This is a genomic window from Kitasatospora sp. NPDC057965 (genome assembly GCF_042887135.1).
Taxonomy (GTDB): Bacteria; Actinomycetota; Actinomycetes; order Streptomycetales; family Streptomycetaceae; genus Kitasatospora.
Genome location: NZ_JBHVPZ010000018.1, coordinates 39,084 through 54,932, shown reverse-complemented (window position 1 = coordinate 54,932; position 15,849 = coordinate 39,084). Strand labels below are relative to the sequence as shown.

General features: G+C 71.3%; 13 protein-coding genes. 1 reads left to right on the top strand and 12 read right to left on the bottom strand.

Annotated elements, in window-relative coordinates:
* Positions 1–94: 94 nt before the first annotated feature.
* Positions 95–721: a TetR/AcrR family transcriptional regulator gene (locus ACFVVU_RS23385; protein ID WP_380689334.1), complete on the top strand. Its 627-nt coding sequence runs from the start codon at positions 95–97 to the stop codon at positions 719–721.
* A gap of 26 nt (positions 722–747) precedes the next feature.
* Here ACFVVU_RS23385 and ACFVVU_RS23380 read toward each other — a convergent pair whose 3' ends face one another.
* The 12 genes from ACFVVU_RS23380 to ACFVVU_RS23325 all read right to left on the bottom strand — a co-directional run bounded on the left by ACFVVU_RS23380 (position 748) and on the right by ACFVVU_RS23325 (position 15,771).
* Positions 748–1,623, bottom strand: coding sequence for a M23 family metallopeptidase (locus ACFVVU_RS23380; RefSeq protein ID WP_380689336.1), 876 nt, complete (start codon positions 1,621–1,623; stop codon positions 748–750).
* 414 nt (positions 1,624–2,037) lie between these two features.
* Positions 2,038–4,386, bottom strand: coding sequence for an immune inhibitor A domain-containing protein (locus ACFVVU_RS23375; protein WP_387791968.1), 2,349 nt, complete (start codon positions 4,384–4,386; stop codon positions 2,038–2,040).
* Positions 4,387–4,737: 351 nt separating this feature from the next.
* Positions 4,738–7,257 carry an ATP-dependent Clp protease ATP-binding subunit gene (locus ACFVVU_RS23370; protein ID WP_380684349.1) on the bottom strand — a complete coding sequence of 840 codons (2,520 nt, stop codon included), beginning with the start codon at positions 7,255–7,257 and terminating at the stop codon, positions 4,738–4,740.
* A gap of 590 nt (positions 7,258–7,847) precedes the next feature.
* Positions 7,848–8,198, bottom strand: coding sequence for an Lsr2 family protein (locus ACFVVU_RS23365; RefSeq protein ID WP_380684348.1), 351 nt, complete (start codon positions 8,196–8,198; stop codon positions 7,848–7,850).
* A gap of 91 nt (positions 8,199–8,289) precedes the next feature.
* Positions 8,290–8,826: an amino-acid N-acetyltransferase gene (locus ACFVVU_RS23360; RefSeq protein ID WP_380684347.1), complete on the bottom strand. Its 537-nt coding sequence runs from the start codon at positions 8,824–8,826 to the stop codon at positions 8,290–8,292.
* A 9-nt stretch (positions 8,827–8,835) separates the two neighbouring features.
* The gene (locus tag ACFVVU_RS23355) at positions 8,836–9,309 is read right to left on the bottom strand and encodes a BlaI/MecI/CopY family transcriptional regulator (RefSeq protein WP_387791967.1); all 474 of its coding nucleotides are present in this window, start codon (positions 9,307–9,309) and stop codon (positions 8,836–8,838) included.
* A gap of 118 nt (positions 9,310–9,427) precedes the next feature.
* Positions 9,428–9,550 (bottom strand): hypothetical protein, encoded by a 123-nt coding sequence (locus tag ACFVVU_RS23350; protein WP_355357848.1) that lies wholly within the window; start codon positions 9,548–9,550, stop codon positions 9,428–9,430.
* Positions 9,551–9,554: 4 nt separating this feature from the next.
* On the bottom strand, positions 9,555–11,111 hold the full coding sequence (gene lysX, locus ACFVVU_RS23345) for a bifunctional lysylphosphatidylglycerol synthetase/lysine--tRNA ligase LysX (protein WP_380684345.1): 1,557 nt from the start codon (positions 11,109–11,111) through the stop codon (positions 9,555–9,557).
* Positions 11,112–11,292: 181 nt separating this feature from the next.
* Positions 11,293–12,045, bottom strand: a complete 753-nt coding sequence (locus tag ACFVVU_RS23340; protein WP_380684344.1) for a hypothetical protein — start codon at positions 12,043–12,045, stop codon at positions 11,293–11,295.
* Between the two features lie 86 nt (positions 12,046–12,131).
* Positions 12,132–13,370, bottom strand: coding sequence for an ABC transporter permease (locus ACFVVU_RS23335; RefSeq protein ID WP_380684343.1), 1,239 nt, complete (start codon positions 13,368–13,370; stop codon positions 12,132–12,134).
* Positions 13,367–14,092 (bottom strand): ABC transporter ATP-binding protein, encoded by a 726-nt coding sequence (locus ACFVVU_RS23330; protein ID WP_387792153.1) that lies wholly within the window; start codon positions 14,090–14,092, stop codon positions 13,367–13,369. The genes ACFVVU_RS23335 and ACFVVU_RS23330 overlap by 4 nt, the downstream gene beginning before the upstream one ends.
* 41 nt (positions 14,093–14,133) lie before the next feature.
* Positions 14,134–15,771, bottom strand: a complete 1,638-nt coding sequence (locus tag ACFVVU_RS23325; RefSeq protein ID WP_387791964.1) for a peptidoglycan-binding protein — start codon at positions 15,769–15,771, stop codon at positions 14,134–14,136.
* Between the last annotated feature and the right edge of the window lie 78 nt (positions 15,772–15,849).

The window sequence follows — 15,849 nt, the reverse complement described above, 5'->3', positions numbered from 1 at the left end:
GCAGGAGCGGTCGCCGCAGAGGTGTCCGCCACTGCGCCGCGGCGGCCGTCGGCCGACCGCGGGGACCGGATCACGACGCAGTCAGAGGCAGGCGATGGGCACGACGCACGGCCCCCGTAGCGACACCCGGGCGCGCATCGTCGCGGTCGCCCTGGAGCTCTTCTCCGAGCACGGCTACGAGCGCACCTCGCTGCGGGAGATCGCGGACCGCCTCGGTGTCACCAAGGCCGCGCTCTACTACCACTTCAAGACCAAGGAGGACATCGTCCAGGGCATCGTGGCGGCCACCGCCGCCCCGATCAACGAGCTGATCGCCTGGGGGCGCGAGCAGACCTGGACGCCCGAAGTGCGGGACGAGCTGATCCGCCGGTTCGCGGCCGGGATGTCCGAGCGGGCGCCCTTGCTCCGCTTCTTCCAGGAGAACCAGCCCGCGCTGCGCGACCTGCCGGCCGGGCAGGAGTTCCGGGACACCATGATCGCGCTGGTCCGGCTGATGCACGGCCCGGCGGCGAGCTTCGAGGACCGGCTGCGGGCGGCGATGTCCCTGTTCACCATCAACTCGGCGCTCTTCCTGCTCCAGCAGGACGAGCGGCCGGGGGCCGAGCGCCTGGTCGCCGGGGTGCCGGTGGCGGAGGCCACCCGCGAGGAGGCGATCGTGGCCGCCCAGCACGTCGCGCTGGAGATCTGCCGACTGATCGGCAGGCCCGCCCCGACGGACTGAGCGGCCCGAGCGGCCCGGGCGGGGGATCAGAAGTCGGAGACCCCGTGGCCGGACAGGTAGGCGATCGGGTTGATCACCGCGCCGTACTTGTTGGCCGAGCGGATCTCGAAGTGCAGGTGCGGCCCGGTCGAGTTGCCGGTGCTGCCGGAGCGGCCGATCTGCTGCCCGGCGGCGACGCGCTGGCCCGCCGAGACCGAGATCGAGGACATGTGGGCGTACTGGGCGTACCGGCCGTCCGCCAGCCGCAGCACGACCTCCTTGCCGTACGCGCCGTCCCAGCCGGCCGACACCACGGTGGCGTTGCCGACCGCGAGCAGCGGGGTGCCGGAGGAGACCGCGAAGTCCACACCGGTGTGGTAGCCGGCCGCGTAGTGGACGTTGCGCACGCCGTACGGGTTGCTGGTGGGCGCGCCCGGGACCGGTGCCGACCACTGTGGGGCAGGGGCAGGGGCAGGGGCGGGTGCCGGGGCGGGCGCGGGCGCGGGGGCCGGTTCCGGGGCGGGCGCGGGAGCGGCGGGCGCCTCCTGTGGAGCGGGCTGCGGCTCGGCGGCCGGCGCCTGCTCGGCGGCGGCCTGCTCGGGCACCAGGTTGGCCGCGACCGCCACGTACTGCTGGGCCGAGGCCCGCTCGGACGGCAGCGTGTACGAACTCGGACCCGCCACCTGGACCAGCGCCGAGACGGGCGTCGCCCCCTGCGGCACGGTGAACGCCGAGCTGCCGGGGGTGGTCGGGTCGACCGTCTGCGCCGAGGCGCTGCCCGAGGCCGCGAGCAGCAGCGCGCCGGTCAGCACGGCCGCACCGGCCGCGGCGGCGGTGGTGGAGTGGTTGCTGCGGCCGGTCTGCCGGAGGAAGGAGTCGGCGAGCCGGCACAGGGCCGGCCCCAGAGGCGGGACGGAAGGCATGGAGCTCGACCTCACGAACGTACGGGGGGCAGCACGCCGAGCCCGTTCGGGTGGGCTGAGCGAGGGACCACTCAGGTGTAACCGTCACCGAGCGGAGTCCCAAACCGTGTGACGTACTACGGCGCGTAGTCATCAGTGCGGCCGGAAACCGCAGTGTCGGAACGACGATCATGCGGTCGGATCGTCGGGTCATGGGTCGGCGGCCGGAGGGCGGCATTCGGCCGCACTACTACCCCCGCTCGTACCGGCCCGGCGGGTTGTGAGCAGCACCACCTGCGGGCCGGGTTTGAGACGCCCGCGGAGTGCCCGGACACGCCCGGACGCAAAGAATCCGGCCCGCCCCCGCAGGTGCGGGAGCGGGCCGGATCGGCTCAGCGGTGCCTGGTCAGGGACCGGGCGTCAGAGCTCGGTCGATCAGTTGTCGACCGGGCGGACGCGGATCCAGGTCTCCAGGTAGTTCGAGGACTCGTTCTCGACCTCGATGCTGGTGCCCGTCTTCGGGACGATGACGCTGCTGTACGGGTTGTCCTTCGACCAGTAGGACTTCAGGTCGGAGAACTCGTCGACGCCCTTGGCCTTCGGGACGACCGTCTCGACGCCGGCCCGGTGCAGGGTCAGGCCGTCGGTCTTGCGCGAGCCGAAGGTCGAGTCGTAGCCGTTGATGCGCGGGCGCATCAGCGTGCCGTCCTTCCACTTCAGCGGGGTCGGGTGCGAGTCGACCGGCAGGATCAGGCCCTGGCCCGGGTGGTTGGTGACGTTGTTGTCAGTCTGCGACTCGTCCCAGTACCAGATCAGCAGACCGGGCTGGTACGGGTAGTGCTCGACCCAGAGCGGCTTGTCGGCGAAGCCGAAGTTGTACGGGCCGACCTTCAGGGTCCGGTCGTACGAGACGTACTGGCGGTTCTCCGCGATGTAGTACTGGTTGTAGTCGTTGCTGAACGAGCCGGTGGTGCGGGAGAAGCCCTTGGCGGTCCAGCCGTTGTCGCCGTTCTCGGCGCCGTCGGTGAAGACGGTGGCGCCGTCGGCGGTCACCGCGAGCTCGTCCAGCGCCAGGCCCTTGAGGTGCAGGCCGCCGTCGGTGACGTAGCGGAAGCGGACCTTGACGGCCTTGCCGGCGTAGGCGTCCAGCGGGAAGGCGAGGTCGCCCCAGTTGCCGCCCGAGTTGCCGGTCAGCGAGGCGTTGCCCGAGGGGTCCTTCGGCAGCGCGACACCGTTGTAGGTGCCGTCGAGGGCCTTCCAGCTGGTGCCGCCGTCGGTGGAGACCTCGGCGTAGCCGTAGTCGAAGTCCTGCTCGATGTCGTACCAGGCCTTGGCCGACAGGCTGGCCTTGGTCTTGCCGGTCAGGTCGACGTCACGGGTCAGCGAGACGTTCAGGTCGTCCGCGCTGCCGCTCCACCACTCGTTGGCGCCCGCGTAGGGCTTGTTGATGGTGGTGGTGACGGACTTCTTCGGCAGGTCGACGACCAGCGCCTGCGGGAGCTTGCTGTTGTACTCCGCCGGGCCGATGTGGTGGGTCGACTCGGTGCCGGCCTTGGCCTTGTCGAACTTCAGCCAGCCGAGCTTGAGCTTGCTCCAGGCGTCGAGGTCGTTCGGCATGTCGCCGATCGAGTTCTTGCCCTCGCCCAGCCAGGAACCGGAGGACATCAGGGACCAGAAGCCGACCGAGTTGTCGATGCCGCTGCCGGAGGTGTCGTAGAGGTCCGGCAGGCCGAGGTCGTGGCCGTACTCGTGGGCGAAGACACCGAGGCCGCCGTTCTCGGGCTGCATGGTGTAGTCGCCGACCCAGACACCGGTGTTGCCGACCGGGGTGCCGCCCAGCAGGTTGCTGGCCGGACCGGTGCTGCCGGCGCCGGTGCCGTAGACGTACGAGCGGTGGGCCCACAGGGCGTCAGTACCCTGCTTGCCGCCGCCCGCCGACTGGTCCTCACCGGCGTGCACGATCTGGAAGTGGTCGATGTAACCGTCCGGCTCGTTGAAGTTGCCGTTGTGGTTGTAGTCGTACCGGTCCCACTGGTCGTACTGCGCGATGGTGGCCTTGATCTGCTCGTCCGTCTGGCCCTTGGCCTTCTGGTCGGCGACCCAGGTGTCGATCGCGTCGCGGATCAGGTCCTGCGCGTTGGCGCAGACGTGCTGGCCGCAGTAGTCCGAGCCGTAGCGGGCCTCGTTCCACTTGACCTTCACCCAGTCGGTGACCTGCCCGTCCACCGAGTAGCGGCCCGAGGACTGCTTCTCGTAGTAGGTCTTCAGCGAGTCACCGGACTTGTTGAAGTACAGGTCCTGGTAGTGCTGCTGGTTGTAGTCGGCCTGCCAGAGGGTGGAGTTGTTGGTGGCAGCGTCCGGCTTCTCGATCTGGTTGCGCTGCGGACCGGGGGTGCCGCCGTACTTGATCCGGCCGTCCGCGGTCTTGGTGGTGTTGTCGACCTCGTCACCGAACTCCACCAGGATGGTGAAGATCTTGTCCGTGCGCTCACGGGCGAGCTCGACGTACTTGTCCTTGCCCAGCTTGATGCTGGAGCCGCCGCCGTGCTGCTCGACCTTCGCGGTGCCGTCGAGAAGCTGCTGCGTGGCGGCCTTCTGCTCGGCCTCGACCTTCTCGGTCAGCGGGCCGGGCAGGTTGTGCTCGGTGCTGGTCTGAACGGCATCGGCCGGGTCCTGCGGAACGGGGGCGGAGCCGGCGGCAACGGCCGTGCTCGGGAGCAGCCCCGCGCCGAGCGCGGCTATGACCGCCGCGGACGAGGCGACCGCAGCGACTTTCCTGGTCATCTTCAACGTTGTGACGTCCTCCCCAAACCGTCCGGCTCTTGGCCTTCCGGTAAACCAATGAAAGACAGGTGGACGTCATTTGATCCAAGCGTGGACGGAAAAGATAGACCTTGACCGTGACATGGCCACAGCGCTATGCTCCGCGACCCCCTATCAGCTGACTGTCCGTCAATGGCATTGCCATTAAAGAGGGTCGCAGTTTCGGTCGCACCCGCACCGGCCCTCCGTCCGGCCCCCGACCTGGTCCTTCGTGGTCCGGGTCACGCCTTCGGCGGCGGTACGAAAAACGGTTTGGGCCCCCGGCGCGAACGCCGGGGGCCCAAACCGTTAGCTGTTATCTGTTAAATGTTGCTACTTCGTCAGGTCGGGACCCGAGGAGGCGACCGCCGCCGGAGTGTCCGCGATCGCGGTCTTCTCCTCGCCGCGGAAGGTGAACTTCGCTTCCTTGCCCTCGCCCTCGACGCCGACGACCACGATGTGGCCGGCCCGCAGCTCGCCGAAGAGGATCTTCTCGGAGAGGTGGTCCTCGATCTCGCGCTGGATGGTCCGGCGCAGCGGCCGGGCGCCCAGGATCGGGTCGTAGCCGCGCTTGGCCAGCAGCTTCTTGGCCTCGACGCTGAGCTCCAGGCCCATGTCCTTGTCCTTGAGCCGCTCGTCCACCTTGGCGATCATGAGGTCGACGATCTGGATGATGTCGTCCTCGGACAGCTGGTGGAAGACCACGATGTCGTCGACACGGTTCAGGAACTCGGGGCGGAAGTGCTGCTTGAGCTCCTCGCCGACCTTCGCCTTCATCCGCTCGTAGCCGGTCTGGCTGTCGCCCTGGGCCGCGAAGCCCAGGTTGAAGCCCTTGGAGATGTCCCGGGTGCCGAGGTTGGTCGTCATGATGATGACGGTGTTCTTGAAGTCGACCACGCGGCCCTGGGAGTCGGTCAGACGACCGTCCTCCAGGATCTGCAGCAGCGAGTTGAAGATGTCCGGGTGGGCCTTCTCCACCTCGTCGAAGAGGACGACGGAGAACGGCTTGCGGCGCACCTTCTCGGTGAGCTGGCCGCCCTCCTCGTAGCCGACGTAGCCGGGGGGCGAGCCGAAGAGCCGGGAGACGGTGTGCTTCTCCGAGAACTCCGACATGTCGAGGGCGATCAGCGCGTCCTCGTCGCCGAAGAGGAACTCGGCGAGCGTCTTGGACAGCTCGGTCTTACCGACACCGGACGGGCCGGCGAAGATGAACGAGCCGCCGGGGCGCTTCGGGTCCTTGAGGCCCGCACGGGTGCGCCGGATGGCCTGGGAGAGCGCCTTGATGGCGTCCTTCTGGCCGATGACGCGCTTGTGCAGCTCGTCCTCCATGCGCAGCAGCCGGGAGGTCTCCTCCTCGGTCAGCTTGAAGACCGGGATGCCGGTGGCGGTGGCCAGGACCTCGGCGATGAGCTCCTCGTCCACCTCCGCGACGACGTCCATGTCGCCGGCCTTCCACTCCTTCTCGCGCTTGGCCTTGGCCTGCAGGAGCTGCTTCTCGTCGTCGCGCAGGGACGCGGCCTTCTCGAAGTCCTGCGCGTCGATCGCGCTCTCCTTCTCGCGGCGCACGTCGGCGATCTTCTCGTCGAACTCGCGCAGGTCCGGCGGCGCGGTCATCCGGCGGATGCGCATCCGGGAGCCGGCCTCGTCGATGAGGTCGATGGCCTTGTCCGGCAGGAAGCGGTCCGAGATGTACCGGTCGGCCAGGGTGGCGGCGGCGACCAGGGCGGCGTCCGTGATGGAGACCCGGTGGTGGGCCTCGTAGCGGTCGCGCAGGCCCTTGAGGATCTCGATGGTGTGCGGCAGCGACGGCTCGGCGACCTGGATCGGCTGGAAGCGGCGCTCCAGCGCGGCGTCCTTCTCCAGGTGCTTGCGGTACTCGTCGAGCGTGGTGGCACCGATGGTCTGCAGCTCGCCGCGGGCCAGCATCGGCTTGAGGATCGAGGCGGCGTCGATGGCGCCCTCGGCGGCGCCCGCGCCGACCAGGGTGTGCAGCTCGTCGATGAACAGGATGATGTCGCCGCGGGTGCGGATCTCCTTGAGGACCTTCTTCAGGCGCTCCTCGAAGTCACCGCGGTAGCGGGAGCCGGCCACCAGGGCGCCCAGGTCCAGCGTGTAGAGCTGCTTGTCCTTGAGCGTCTCCGGGACCTCGCCCTTGACGATCGCCTGGGCCAGGCCCTCGACGACGGCGGTCTTGCCGACGCCGGGCTCACCGATCAGCACCGGGTTGTTCTTGGTGCGGCGGGACAGCACCTGCATGACCCGCTCGATCTCCTTCTCGCGCCCGATGACCGGGTCGAGCTTGGCCTCGCGGGCGGCCTGGGTGAGGTTGCGGCCGAACTGGTCCAGGACCAGCGAGGTCGACGGGGTGCCCTCGGCGGGCCCGCCGGCCGTGGCCGACTCCTTGCCGCCGGGGGTCTGGTAGCCGGAGAGCAGCTGGATGACCTGCTGGCGGACCCGGTTGAGGTCGGCGCCCAGCTTCACCAGGACCTGGGCGGCGACGCCCTCGCCCTCGCGGATCAGGCCGAGCAGGATGTGCTCGGTGCCGATGTAGTTGTGGCCGAGCTGCAGGGCCTCCCGGAGCGACAGCTCCAGGACCTTCTTCGCCCGGGGGGTGAAGGGAATGTGACCGGACGGGGCCTGCTGGCCCTGGCCGATGATCTCCTCGACCTGCTGGCGAACGGCCTCAAGAGAAATCCCGAGGCTCTCCAGGGCCTTAGCGGCGACACCCTCACCCTCGTGGATCAGACCCAGGAGGATGTGCTCGGTGCCGATGTAGTTGTGGTTGAGCATCCGGGCTTCTTCCTGAGCCAGGACGACAACCCGCCGCGCGCGGTCGGTGAACCTCTCGAACATCGTTTATCGCTCCTCAGAGCGGTCGGGCAGTTCGGGGTCCGTCCCCGCCCTGTCCTTCCGCATGCTAGTCCCGCTCAGCGGCGCGGCCCACGGATTCGCCCCCTTGAAGGGGAGCGACATACTGCGCGACCAGCCGACACCAATCCCAACCCGATGCTGGGAGACGGTGTTCCCGCACGCGGGCCGGATGCACCGGATACCGCTACGCCATCGGCGAACAACCTCCGCCGTGGTGCTGCCGGTGGGTGTCCGACCGGTCACGCGTCCTGCCCCGGGCGGAGTCCCGGACCCCGTCCCTCTGCATTCATACCCGGTATCGGGGTGGTTCTCGCGCAGTTTCCGCGGTGGCGGTGTTCGCCTGGCGAGAAGTCGGGCCGCCGCTGACGGTGGATCAGCCGCGGCCGGGACGGCCGGTGTGCGCCGCCCGGTGGCGTCCGCGTCGCCGCTTCGCCCTTACAGCCTTGCACAGGCCGTGACGCGGTGCGCCGCGGGGCGCGGAGGCAACCCTCCGCGCCCCGCGCGTCCGCCGTGGACGCCTCACGCGGCGCCCGGAACCCCGCACCCGTCCGGACTGCCGGGCGTCACCCGGTTCAGGACGCGTTGGCCTTCTCGTAGGCCTCGCGCACGTTGCTGGGGACGCGGCCGCGGTCGTTGACCTCCAGGCCCTGCTCCTTGGCCCACGCGCGGATCTTGGCGGTGTCCGGGACGCTGCCGGACGGACGCGGGGCCGAGCCGCGGCCGGGGCGGCGGGTGCCGGCGAGCCGGCCGCTCTGCTTGCGGCCCTTCTCCACGTACGGCGCCAGCAGGCCGCGGAGCTTGTCCGCGTTGGCGCTCTTCAGGTCGATCTCGTAGGCAACGCCGTCGAGCGCGAACGTCACCGTTTCGTCCGCCGACCCGCCGTCGAGATCGTCTTCAAGAATGACCTGCACCCTCTGTGCCACGGGCTTCCCTTTCCGCTAAACGACCCATTGCCTAAGGAAAGGAAAGCGCCTTTCCCCGGAAAACACAAACCCCTGGCCGTCCGGGGGCGGCTCACAGGTGCAGCAGCATGCGCGAGTTGCCCAGTGTGTTGGGCTTCACCCGCTCCAGGTCGAGGAACTCGGCGACACCTTCATCGTACGAGCGGAGAAGTTCTTCATAGACATCCGTAGCGATCGCCGCCGGGTCTGTCGTACCATCATCGGTTTCCTGGAGCTCCCCGATCTCGGTGAAACCGTGTTTCGCGAAGAAGGCGACCTCGAACGTCAAGCAGAAAATCCGACGGACGCCGAGCCAGCGGGCGGTCTGCAGCAGCTTCTCCAGCAGCAGGTGACCGACCCCGTGGCCGCGGGCGGACGGGTCGACGGCGAGGGTGCGGACCTCGGCGAGGTCCTCCCACATCACGTGCAGCGCGCCGCAGGCGACCACGGTGCCGTTGTCGTCGCGTTCCGCGACCCAGAACTCCTGCACCGATTCGAACAGTGTGACGGTGGGCTTGTCGAGCAGAATGCCGTCGCGTGCGTAGGCGTCGATGAGCCCGCGTACGGCCCGCACGTCCGTGGTCCGCGCCCGGCGGATGGTGACCTCCATGGCGGGACGTTATCGTGCCGGCCCCGACCCGGTCCCGGCGGTATCCGGTCCGCTCCCGGATCCGCTCCCGGATCCGCTCTCCGGCCCGCTCCGCGGGGAATCCGCGGCGGCCGGATCGGACGGGGACAGAGCGGCCACCCGCAAGGCGTCCCGCAGCGCCTCCCGTTGCTCGGGCGACATCAGGCCGAAGAAGTGCACCAGGGCCGCGGCGGGATTGTCACTCGTGGCCCATGCGTCGTTCATCAGGGCCGCCGTGTACGCCTCGCGCGAGGAGACCGGTTCATATCGATAGGCCCGGCCCGCGCGCTCCCGGCGGAGCCAGCCCTTTCTGTGCAGCTTGTCCAGCACGGTCATCACCGTGGTGTACGCGATATCGCGTTCCGCCCGCAGATCCAGGAGAACCTCGCGAACCGTGACCGGTCGGTTCCACCGCCACACCCGGGTCATGATGGCGTTCTCAAGTTCGCCGAGTTGCCGGACCATAGTGCGGCCAGGATAGGGAGTGAATGGGGCAAATCTTGTGAAGTGCCGCAAACCGGCGCGCCGCCACCCCCGGAATCCGGGAATGGCGGCGCGGGGTGATCACGGGCGACCGACGGGGTCAGTCGACCAGGTCCTCCTTGGTCTTCTGGGCCCCGCCCTGGCTGCGGATGATGGCCCGCACCAGGAAGCCGAAACCGATCGCCATGACCAGCGGCGGGACGATCGCGCTGACGTAGTCCATCAGGTCACTCCTCCTCGGTCTTCTCCGCCGCACCGGCGGACGCCTTGGGCTCCGGCTTCACCAGCGGGAAGAGCACCGTCTCCCGGATGTTCTTGCCGGTCAGCAGCATGATCAGGCGGTCCACCCCGAGACCGAGGCCGCCGGTGGGCGGCATCGCGTACTCCAGGGCCCGCAGGAAGTCCTCGTCGACCTGCATCGCCTCGACGTCGCCGCCGGCCGCGAGCAGGGACTGCGCGGTCAGCCGGGCGCGCTGCTCGACCGGGTCGACCAGCTCGGAGTAGGCGGTGCCGATCTCGGTACCGAAGATGACCAGGTCCCACTTCTCGGCCACGCCCGGGATCGAGCGGTGCTGGCGGGTCAGCGGGGAGACCTCGGTCGGGTAGTCCTTGATGAAGGTCGGCCGGACGGCGTTCTCCTCCAGCAGGCGCTCGACCATCTCCAGCACGATCTGGCCGTGGCCCCACTCCTTCTCGAAGGGGATGCCGTGCTCGGCGGCCAGCTTGCGCAGCTCCTCGACGCCGGTCTCCGGGGTGACCTCGGCGCCCAGCCGGGCGGAGATGCCGGGGTAGACGCCGATCTCCTCCCAGGGCTCGGCCAGGTCGATCTCGTGCTCCACGCCGTGCGGGTCCAGGCCCTTGATCACCGTGGTGCCCAGCGCGTCCCGGGCGGCGTTGATGATGGTGGCCCGGATCAGCTCGGCCTGGGTGTCGTAGTCGCCGTAGGCCTCGTACGACTCCAGCGAGGTGAACTCGGGGTTGTGGGTGGAGTCCGCGCCCTCGTTGCGGAAGTTGCGGTTGATCTCGAAGACCTTCTCCGCGCCGCCGACCACCAGCCGCTTGAGGTACAGCTCGGGGGCGATCCGCATGTAGAGGTCGATGTCGTACGCGTTGATGTGCGTCTTGAACGGCCGCGCGTTGGCGCCGCCGTGCACCGGCTGCAGCATCGGGGTCTCGACCTCGATGTAGCCGCGCTCCTCGTAGGTGCGGCGGATCGAGCGGACCACCTTGGAACGCAGGTGGAGGATCTCGCGGGCCTCCGGGTTGACGATCAGGTCGACGTAGCGCTGGCGGACCCGGGCCTCCGGGTCGGTCAGGCCCTTGTGCTTGTCCGGCAGCGGGCGCAGGCACTTGGCGGTGAGCTCCCAGCGGTCCACCATCACCGACAGCTCGCCGCGCCGGGAGGTGATCACCTCGCCCTCGACGCCGACCTGGTCACCGAGGTCGATGTCGGACTTCCAGGCCGACAGCCGCTCCTCGCCCAGCTTGTCCAGGGAGAGCATCACCTGGAGGTCGCCGGAGCCGTCGCGCAGGGTGGCGAAGCAGAGCTTGCCGCCGGTGCGGGAGAGGATCACCCGGCCGGTGATGCCGACCCGCTCGCCGGTCGCGGTGTCCGGGGTGAGGTCCGGGTGCTTGGCCCGGAGGTCGGCGATGGTGCTCGTCCGGGGGAAGCCGACCGGGTAGGGGTCGACGCCGGCGGCCCGGAGCCGCTCCAGCTTCTCGCGCCGGACGCGCATCTGCTCGGGAAGGTCGTCGGTCGCGGGGATAGGGCTCTGATCGCTCACCCCACCAGAGTAGCCAGCCGCCACCGGTGCTTTGCCACAGGATTACCGTGCCGCGCGGTGCGGCAGTGGTGCCGCGGTGGCGCGACGGGGCCGCCGGGAACGGGAGCCGGGAACGGAACCGGGGAGGCCGGGCCGGACGGATCCGGCGCGGCCTCCCCGGGGAGGCGTCGGTGCGGTGGGCTCAGCCGGTGCCGGTGGCCAGTTCCACGTCCGTGTCCTCGGCCGCCGCCGGCGCGGCCGGGTGGGCCGGCGGCTTGGGGCGGCGGCCGAACAGCTCCGCGGGGGTGGGCATCCGGTGCGGCCGGACAGGCTGGCGGCCCTGGGGCGCGCGGGGGTCGGCGGACTGCTCGACGGGGGGCTCGGTGCTGCTCATCGGGATCCGTCCTCCAGCAGGGGTGAGGGGACTGCCGCTCGGTGCGGCGGGGCTCGGTACGGCGACGAGGTGGCGCTGGCCGGTGGTGAGGGCGAGCCGCTCGCGGACGGCGGCCTCGGCCAGCGCGTGGCAGCGCCCGGCGAGCCGGGAGCGGCGGGAGCGCTCGCCCTGGCCGCAGGGCTGGCGGCTCAGTCCGCGCAGCGCGGTGAGGTCCTCCGGCCCGGGGAGGTAGCCGTCGGCCACCGCCTCCTCCAGCCGTTCCAGGTAGCCGCTGGCACTGCCCGGCAGGGCGGTGCGGTAGCGGGCGAGGTCGGCGAGGAGGAAGGCGCGCAGCCGGCCGCCCTCCTGGACGGCCTCGTCGATCGCCTCGGTCAGGCGCAGCGCGTCCTGGACGTCCTCGGCCCACAGCGCGGCGCCCGCGTCGGCGGACGCCGGCCGGCCGGGGAGCTGGAGGTGGACGGGGACGACGGGGTGCAGGGCTTGGGCGAGGGCGCGGCGCAGCACGCGGACTTCGTCGGCGCTGAAGGCCATGCCGCCGCGCGATCCGTGTGGCGTAGGCATGGGCTGACACTACGTGAGGAATATCCGATTTGTCGGTAGCGTCGCGCCGACGCCGCGCGTCCGGCCCGGGATCGTGCCGGGGCGGCTCAGCGGCGCAGTGCCTCCGCCGGCTGGATCCGGGCCGCCCGCCAGGCCGGGTAGACCCCCGCCAGCAGTCCGGTGAGCAGTCCGATCACCGGCGCGGCCGCCACCGTCGCCGGGTCGACCACGGGTGTCCACTCCCGGGCGAGCGCCACTCCGAGCACCGTCAGCACCCCGAGCGAGGTGCCCACCAGGCCGCCGATCAGCCCCAGCGAGGCCGACTCGGAGAGGAACTGGCCGGTGATGTGCCGGCCGCGCGCGCCCAGCGCCCGGCGCAGGCCGATCTCACCGGTCCGCTCCAGGACGGCGACCAGGGTGGTGTTGGCGATGCCGACCGCGCCGATCACCAGGCAGATGCCGGCCAGCAGCAGGAACAGCTGGTTGAGGTCGGAGGTGACGTTGGAGCGCAGCGTGCGCGGGTCCGGCGGCGGGACGGGCTTGAAGTACTCCGGGTGCGCCGGGTCCAGGGCGAGCGGGGCCTCGGCGGCGATCTGCCGGGCGGCGCCGATCCGGGTCGAGATGATCATCTTGGCCCGGTCGCGCTCCGGCTCGCCCCAGAGCTTGGCGGCGGCGCCGCGCGGCACCGTCACCGAGAGCAGCAGGTCCGGCTTGCGCTTCACGTCGTCGACGATCCCGATCACCGTGAACGGCTTGTTCTGCAGGAAGATCGCCGGCTGGGTGTCCAGTGTGGTGATGCCCAGCCGGGAGGCCAGCGCCGCGCCGATCACCGCGACCTGGCGGCCGGTGGAGTCGTGCCAGCTGTCGAAGGTCCGGCCCTGCAGCAGGTGCGGCTCGGCCGCCGCGAGCACCCCGGCCGAGGCGGCCACCACGGCGACCTGCTCGCCGCCGACCTGTCGGCCCACCGGGGCGGCCCGGACCGTTCCGGAGGCCTGGTTCACCGGCCAGTAGACGCCGGCCGCCTCGACCCCGTTCAGCCGCTGGATCCGGGCGTCGGCGTCGGTCGGGAAGGAGAGCGGCACCAGGTCGGGACGGGTGCCGCCGATGTCCTCGACGCTCACCTCGGTCGCGCTCAGCACGCTGAACCGGGAGTCGATCTGGGAGGAGGTGGTCGCGGTCAGCCCCAGGATGGCCACGAAGGTGCCCACCCCGAGCACGGTGCCCAGACCGGTCAGCGCCGAGCGGGCGGGTCGTTGGAGCACCCCGGCCAGCGCTTCGGCGAACAGGTCGCGCAGCGGGAGGCGGGAGGGTTCGACCACCCGGTCGCGGCGGTGGATCGGCCTCATGCGACGGCCACCTCCTCGCGCAGCAGACCGTCCCGGATCGCCACCGTCCGCCGGCCGCGCGCGGCCACCTGCGGGTCGTGGGTGATCAGCAGCACCGTCAGGCCCTGGGCGTGCAGTTCGTCCAGCAGGGCCAGGATCGACTCGGCGGTGACGGTGTCGAGGTTGCCGGTCGGCTCGTCGCAGAGCAGCAGCGACGGACGGCCGACCAGCGCCCGGGCGATCGCCACCCGCTGGCGCTCGCCGCCGGAGAGCCGGGTCGGCAGCGCGTCCAGCCGGTGGCCGAGGCCCACCCGGACCAGTGCCGCCCGGGCCAGTTCGCGCCGCTCGGCGGCGCCGCGCCGGCCCCGGGTGGCCGTGTAGAGCATGGCGAGGGCCACGTTCTCGGCCGCCGAGCGGTGCGGGAGCAGGTGGAACGACTGGAAGACGAAGCCTATTCGGCGCCCGCGCAGCGCGGTGCGGTCCGCGTCCGGGAGCCCGCCGGTGTCGATGCCGTCCAGCAGGTAGTGGCCGGTGGTGGGGGCGTCCAGCAGGCCGGCGATGTTCAGGAAGGTGGACTTGCCGGAGCCGGACGGGCCGATCACGGTCACGTACTCGCCGGGGGCGATCGCCAGGTCGCACGGCTTCAGGGCGGCCACCGGCGGTGGGCCCGGGTAGGTCAGGCCGACCTGGCGGAACTCGATGACGGGGGCGGCCGGGCCGGTCGCTCCGGGCCGGTCGGTCACCTGGGTCGGGTCGGTCGGGTCGGTCACCTGGGTCGGGTCGGTCACTTGGCACCCGCCCCGGTGGCGTCCTTGACGCCGACGATCACCTGGTCGCCCGGCTTCAGGGTGTTCTCGGTCAGCGGCCGGACCTCGGTGCTGCCGCCGCCCACCGTTCCGGGGGTGACCTCCACCCGGCGGCGCTGCCCGTTCTCGTACACCGTCACCACCGTCCTGCCGTCCGCCGTCGCGGAGACCGCCGACAGCGGGACGACCAGCACCGGGCCGGCCGAGGAGGCGGCCTGGACGGTGAGCCGGACGTCCTGGCCGGCCAGTCGCTGGTCCAGCGGGGCGTCCGGCTGGACCACCATCTGGTAGCCGTTCGCGGCGCCGCCCTGCGCGGCGGGCGGGTTCTGGCCGCCGCCCTGGCCGCCGCCCGGCGCGGCGCCGGCCGGCTGGCCGTCCCCGGGGGTGTCCGCGACCGCGGCGACCTTGGCGGCGGCCTTGAGGCCGGTCACCTCGGAGAGGATCTCCACCGTCTGCCCGGGGTGCACCAGGCCCTTGTCGGAGATGGTCAGACTGCCCTTGACCACCAGCGCCCCGGCCGAGACGGTCAGCACCTTGCCGGACACCTCGCCGCCGATCCGGCCGGCCACCGAGTCGACCCGGGCCGGGAAGCCGGAGAGGAACAGCAGCTCGGCGGCCGGGACCATCGGGCCGGCGACGGCCTTCGCGTCCGTCACCTTCTTCCGCAGTTTGGTGAGGTCCTCGGTGGAGCGGTTCACCAGCTTCTGGGCGGTGTCGACCGCGGTGCGGGCGGCGTCCACCGGGCTCTCCCCGACCGGGGCCGGGGCCGCGCCGCCGCTCGCGGCGGGGCGGCCACCGGTGTCGGCGGCACCGGAGGTCGCCCCGGCCGTCGGCGCGGTGCTCGGCGCGGCGCTCTGCTGCGCCTGCTGCTGGGCGGCCGCCACCGCCTCGTCGTAGCGCTTCTTGGCCTGCTTCAGCGCGTCCTTGGCGTCCGCCAGGGCGCGCTCGCCCCCCGTGACCGCGTCCTGGGCGGCGGTCACCTGGGTGTCCCCGTCGGGGGTGGCGGGCAGCGGGTCGTAGCCGCGCGCCGCGTAGAACGCCTTCACCGCGTCCTTGGTGGCGGCGCCGTACGTCCCCTCCGGGTCGGCGGACGACTCGAACCCCAGCTCCTTCAGCGCCTGCTGGAGCTGCTTGACGTCCTGGCCGGTGGCGCCCGGCTTGAGGTCCCGGTACACCGGCAGGTCGCCGTGCAGCGCGAACACCGGCCGCCCGGCCACCTCCAGCACCGACTGCCCGGCCTGCACCTGGTCGCCGACCTTGACCGGCAGCTTGGTCACCACTGGCTTCGCCCCCGCGGCCCCGCCGCCCCCGGCCGGCGCCACGTCGACCGACTGCCCGGCGCTCACCTGGCCGCGGATCACCACGGAGTCCGTCAGCACCCGCTGCTCCACCGCCGCGGTCAGCACGTCCGGCGCCGGCGGCTCGCTGTCCGCGGCCGCCTGCGCGGGCGACTTGATCATCGTCGACGCCGTCACGCCGCCGCCGGCCAGCGCCACCGCGGCCGCCATGACCAGCACCAGCGCCCGCCGGCGGCGCCGGACCCCCCGCCCGCCGCCGGCCACCTCGTCGTCCGCCGCCGCCTCCGGCGTCACGTCCGGCTGCTCGAACTCTGCCACGCCCCCACCCTCGTTCCGGGAGAACAAAACAACTGCTCAGCTGTATCGACGAGTTGAGTCGCCGTCAAGGTTGCCGTC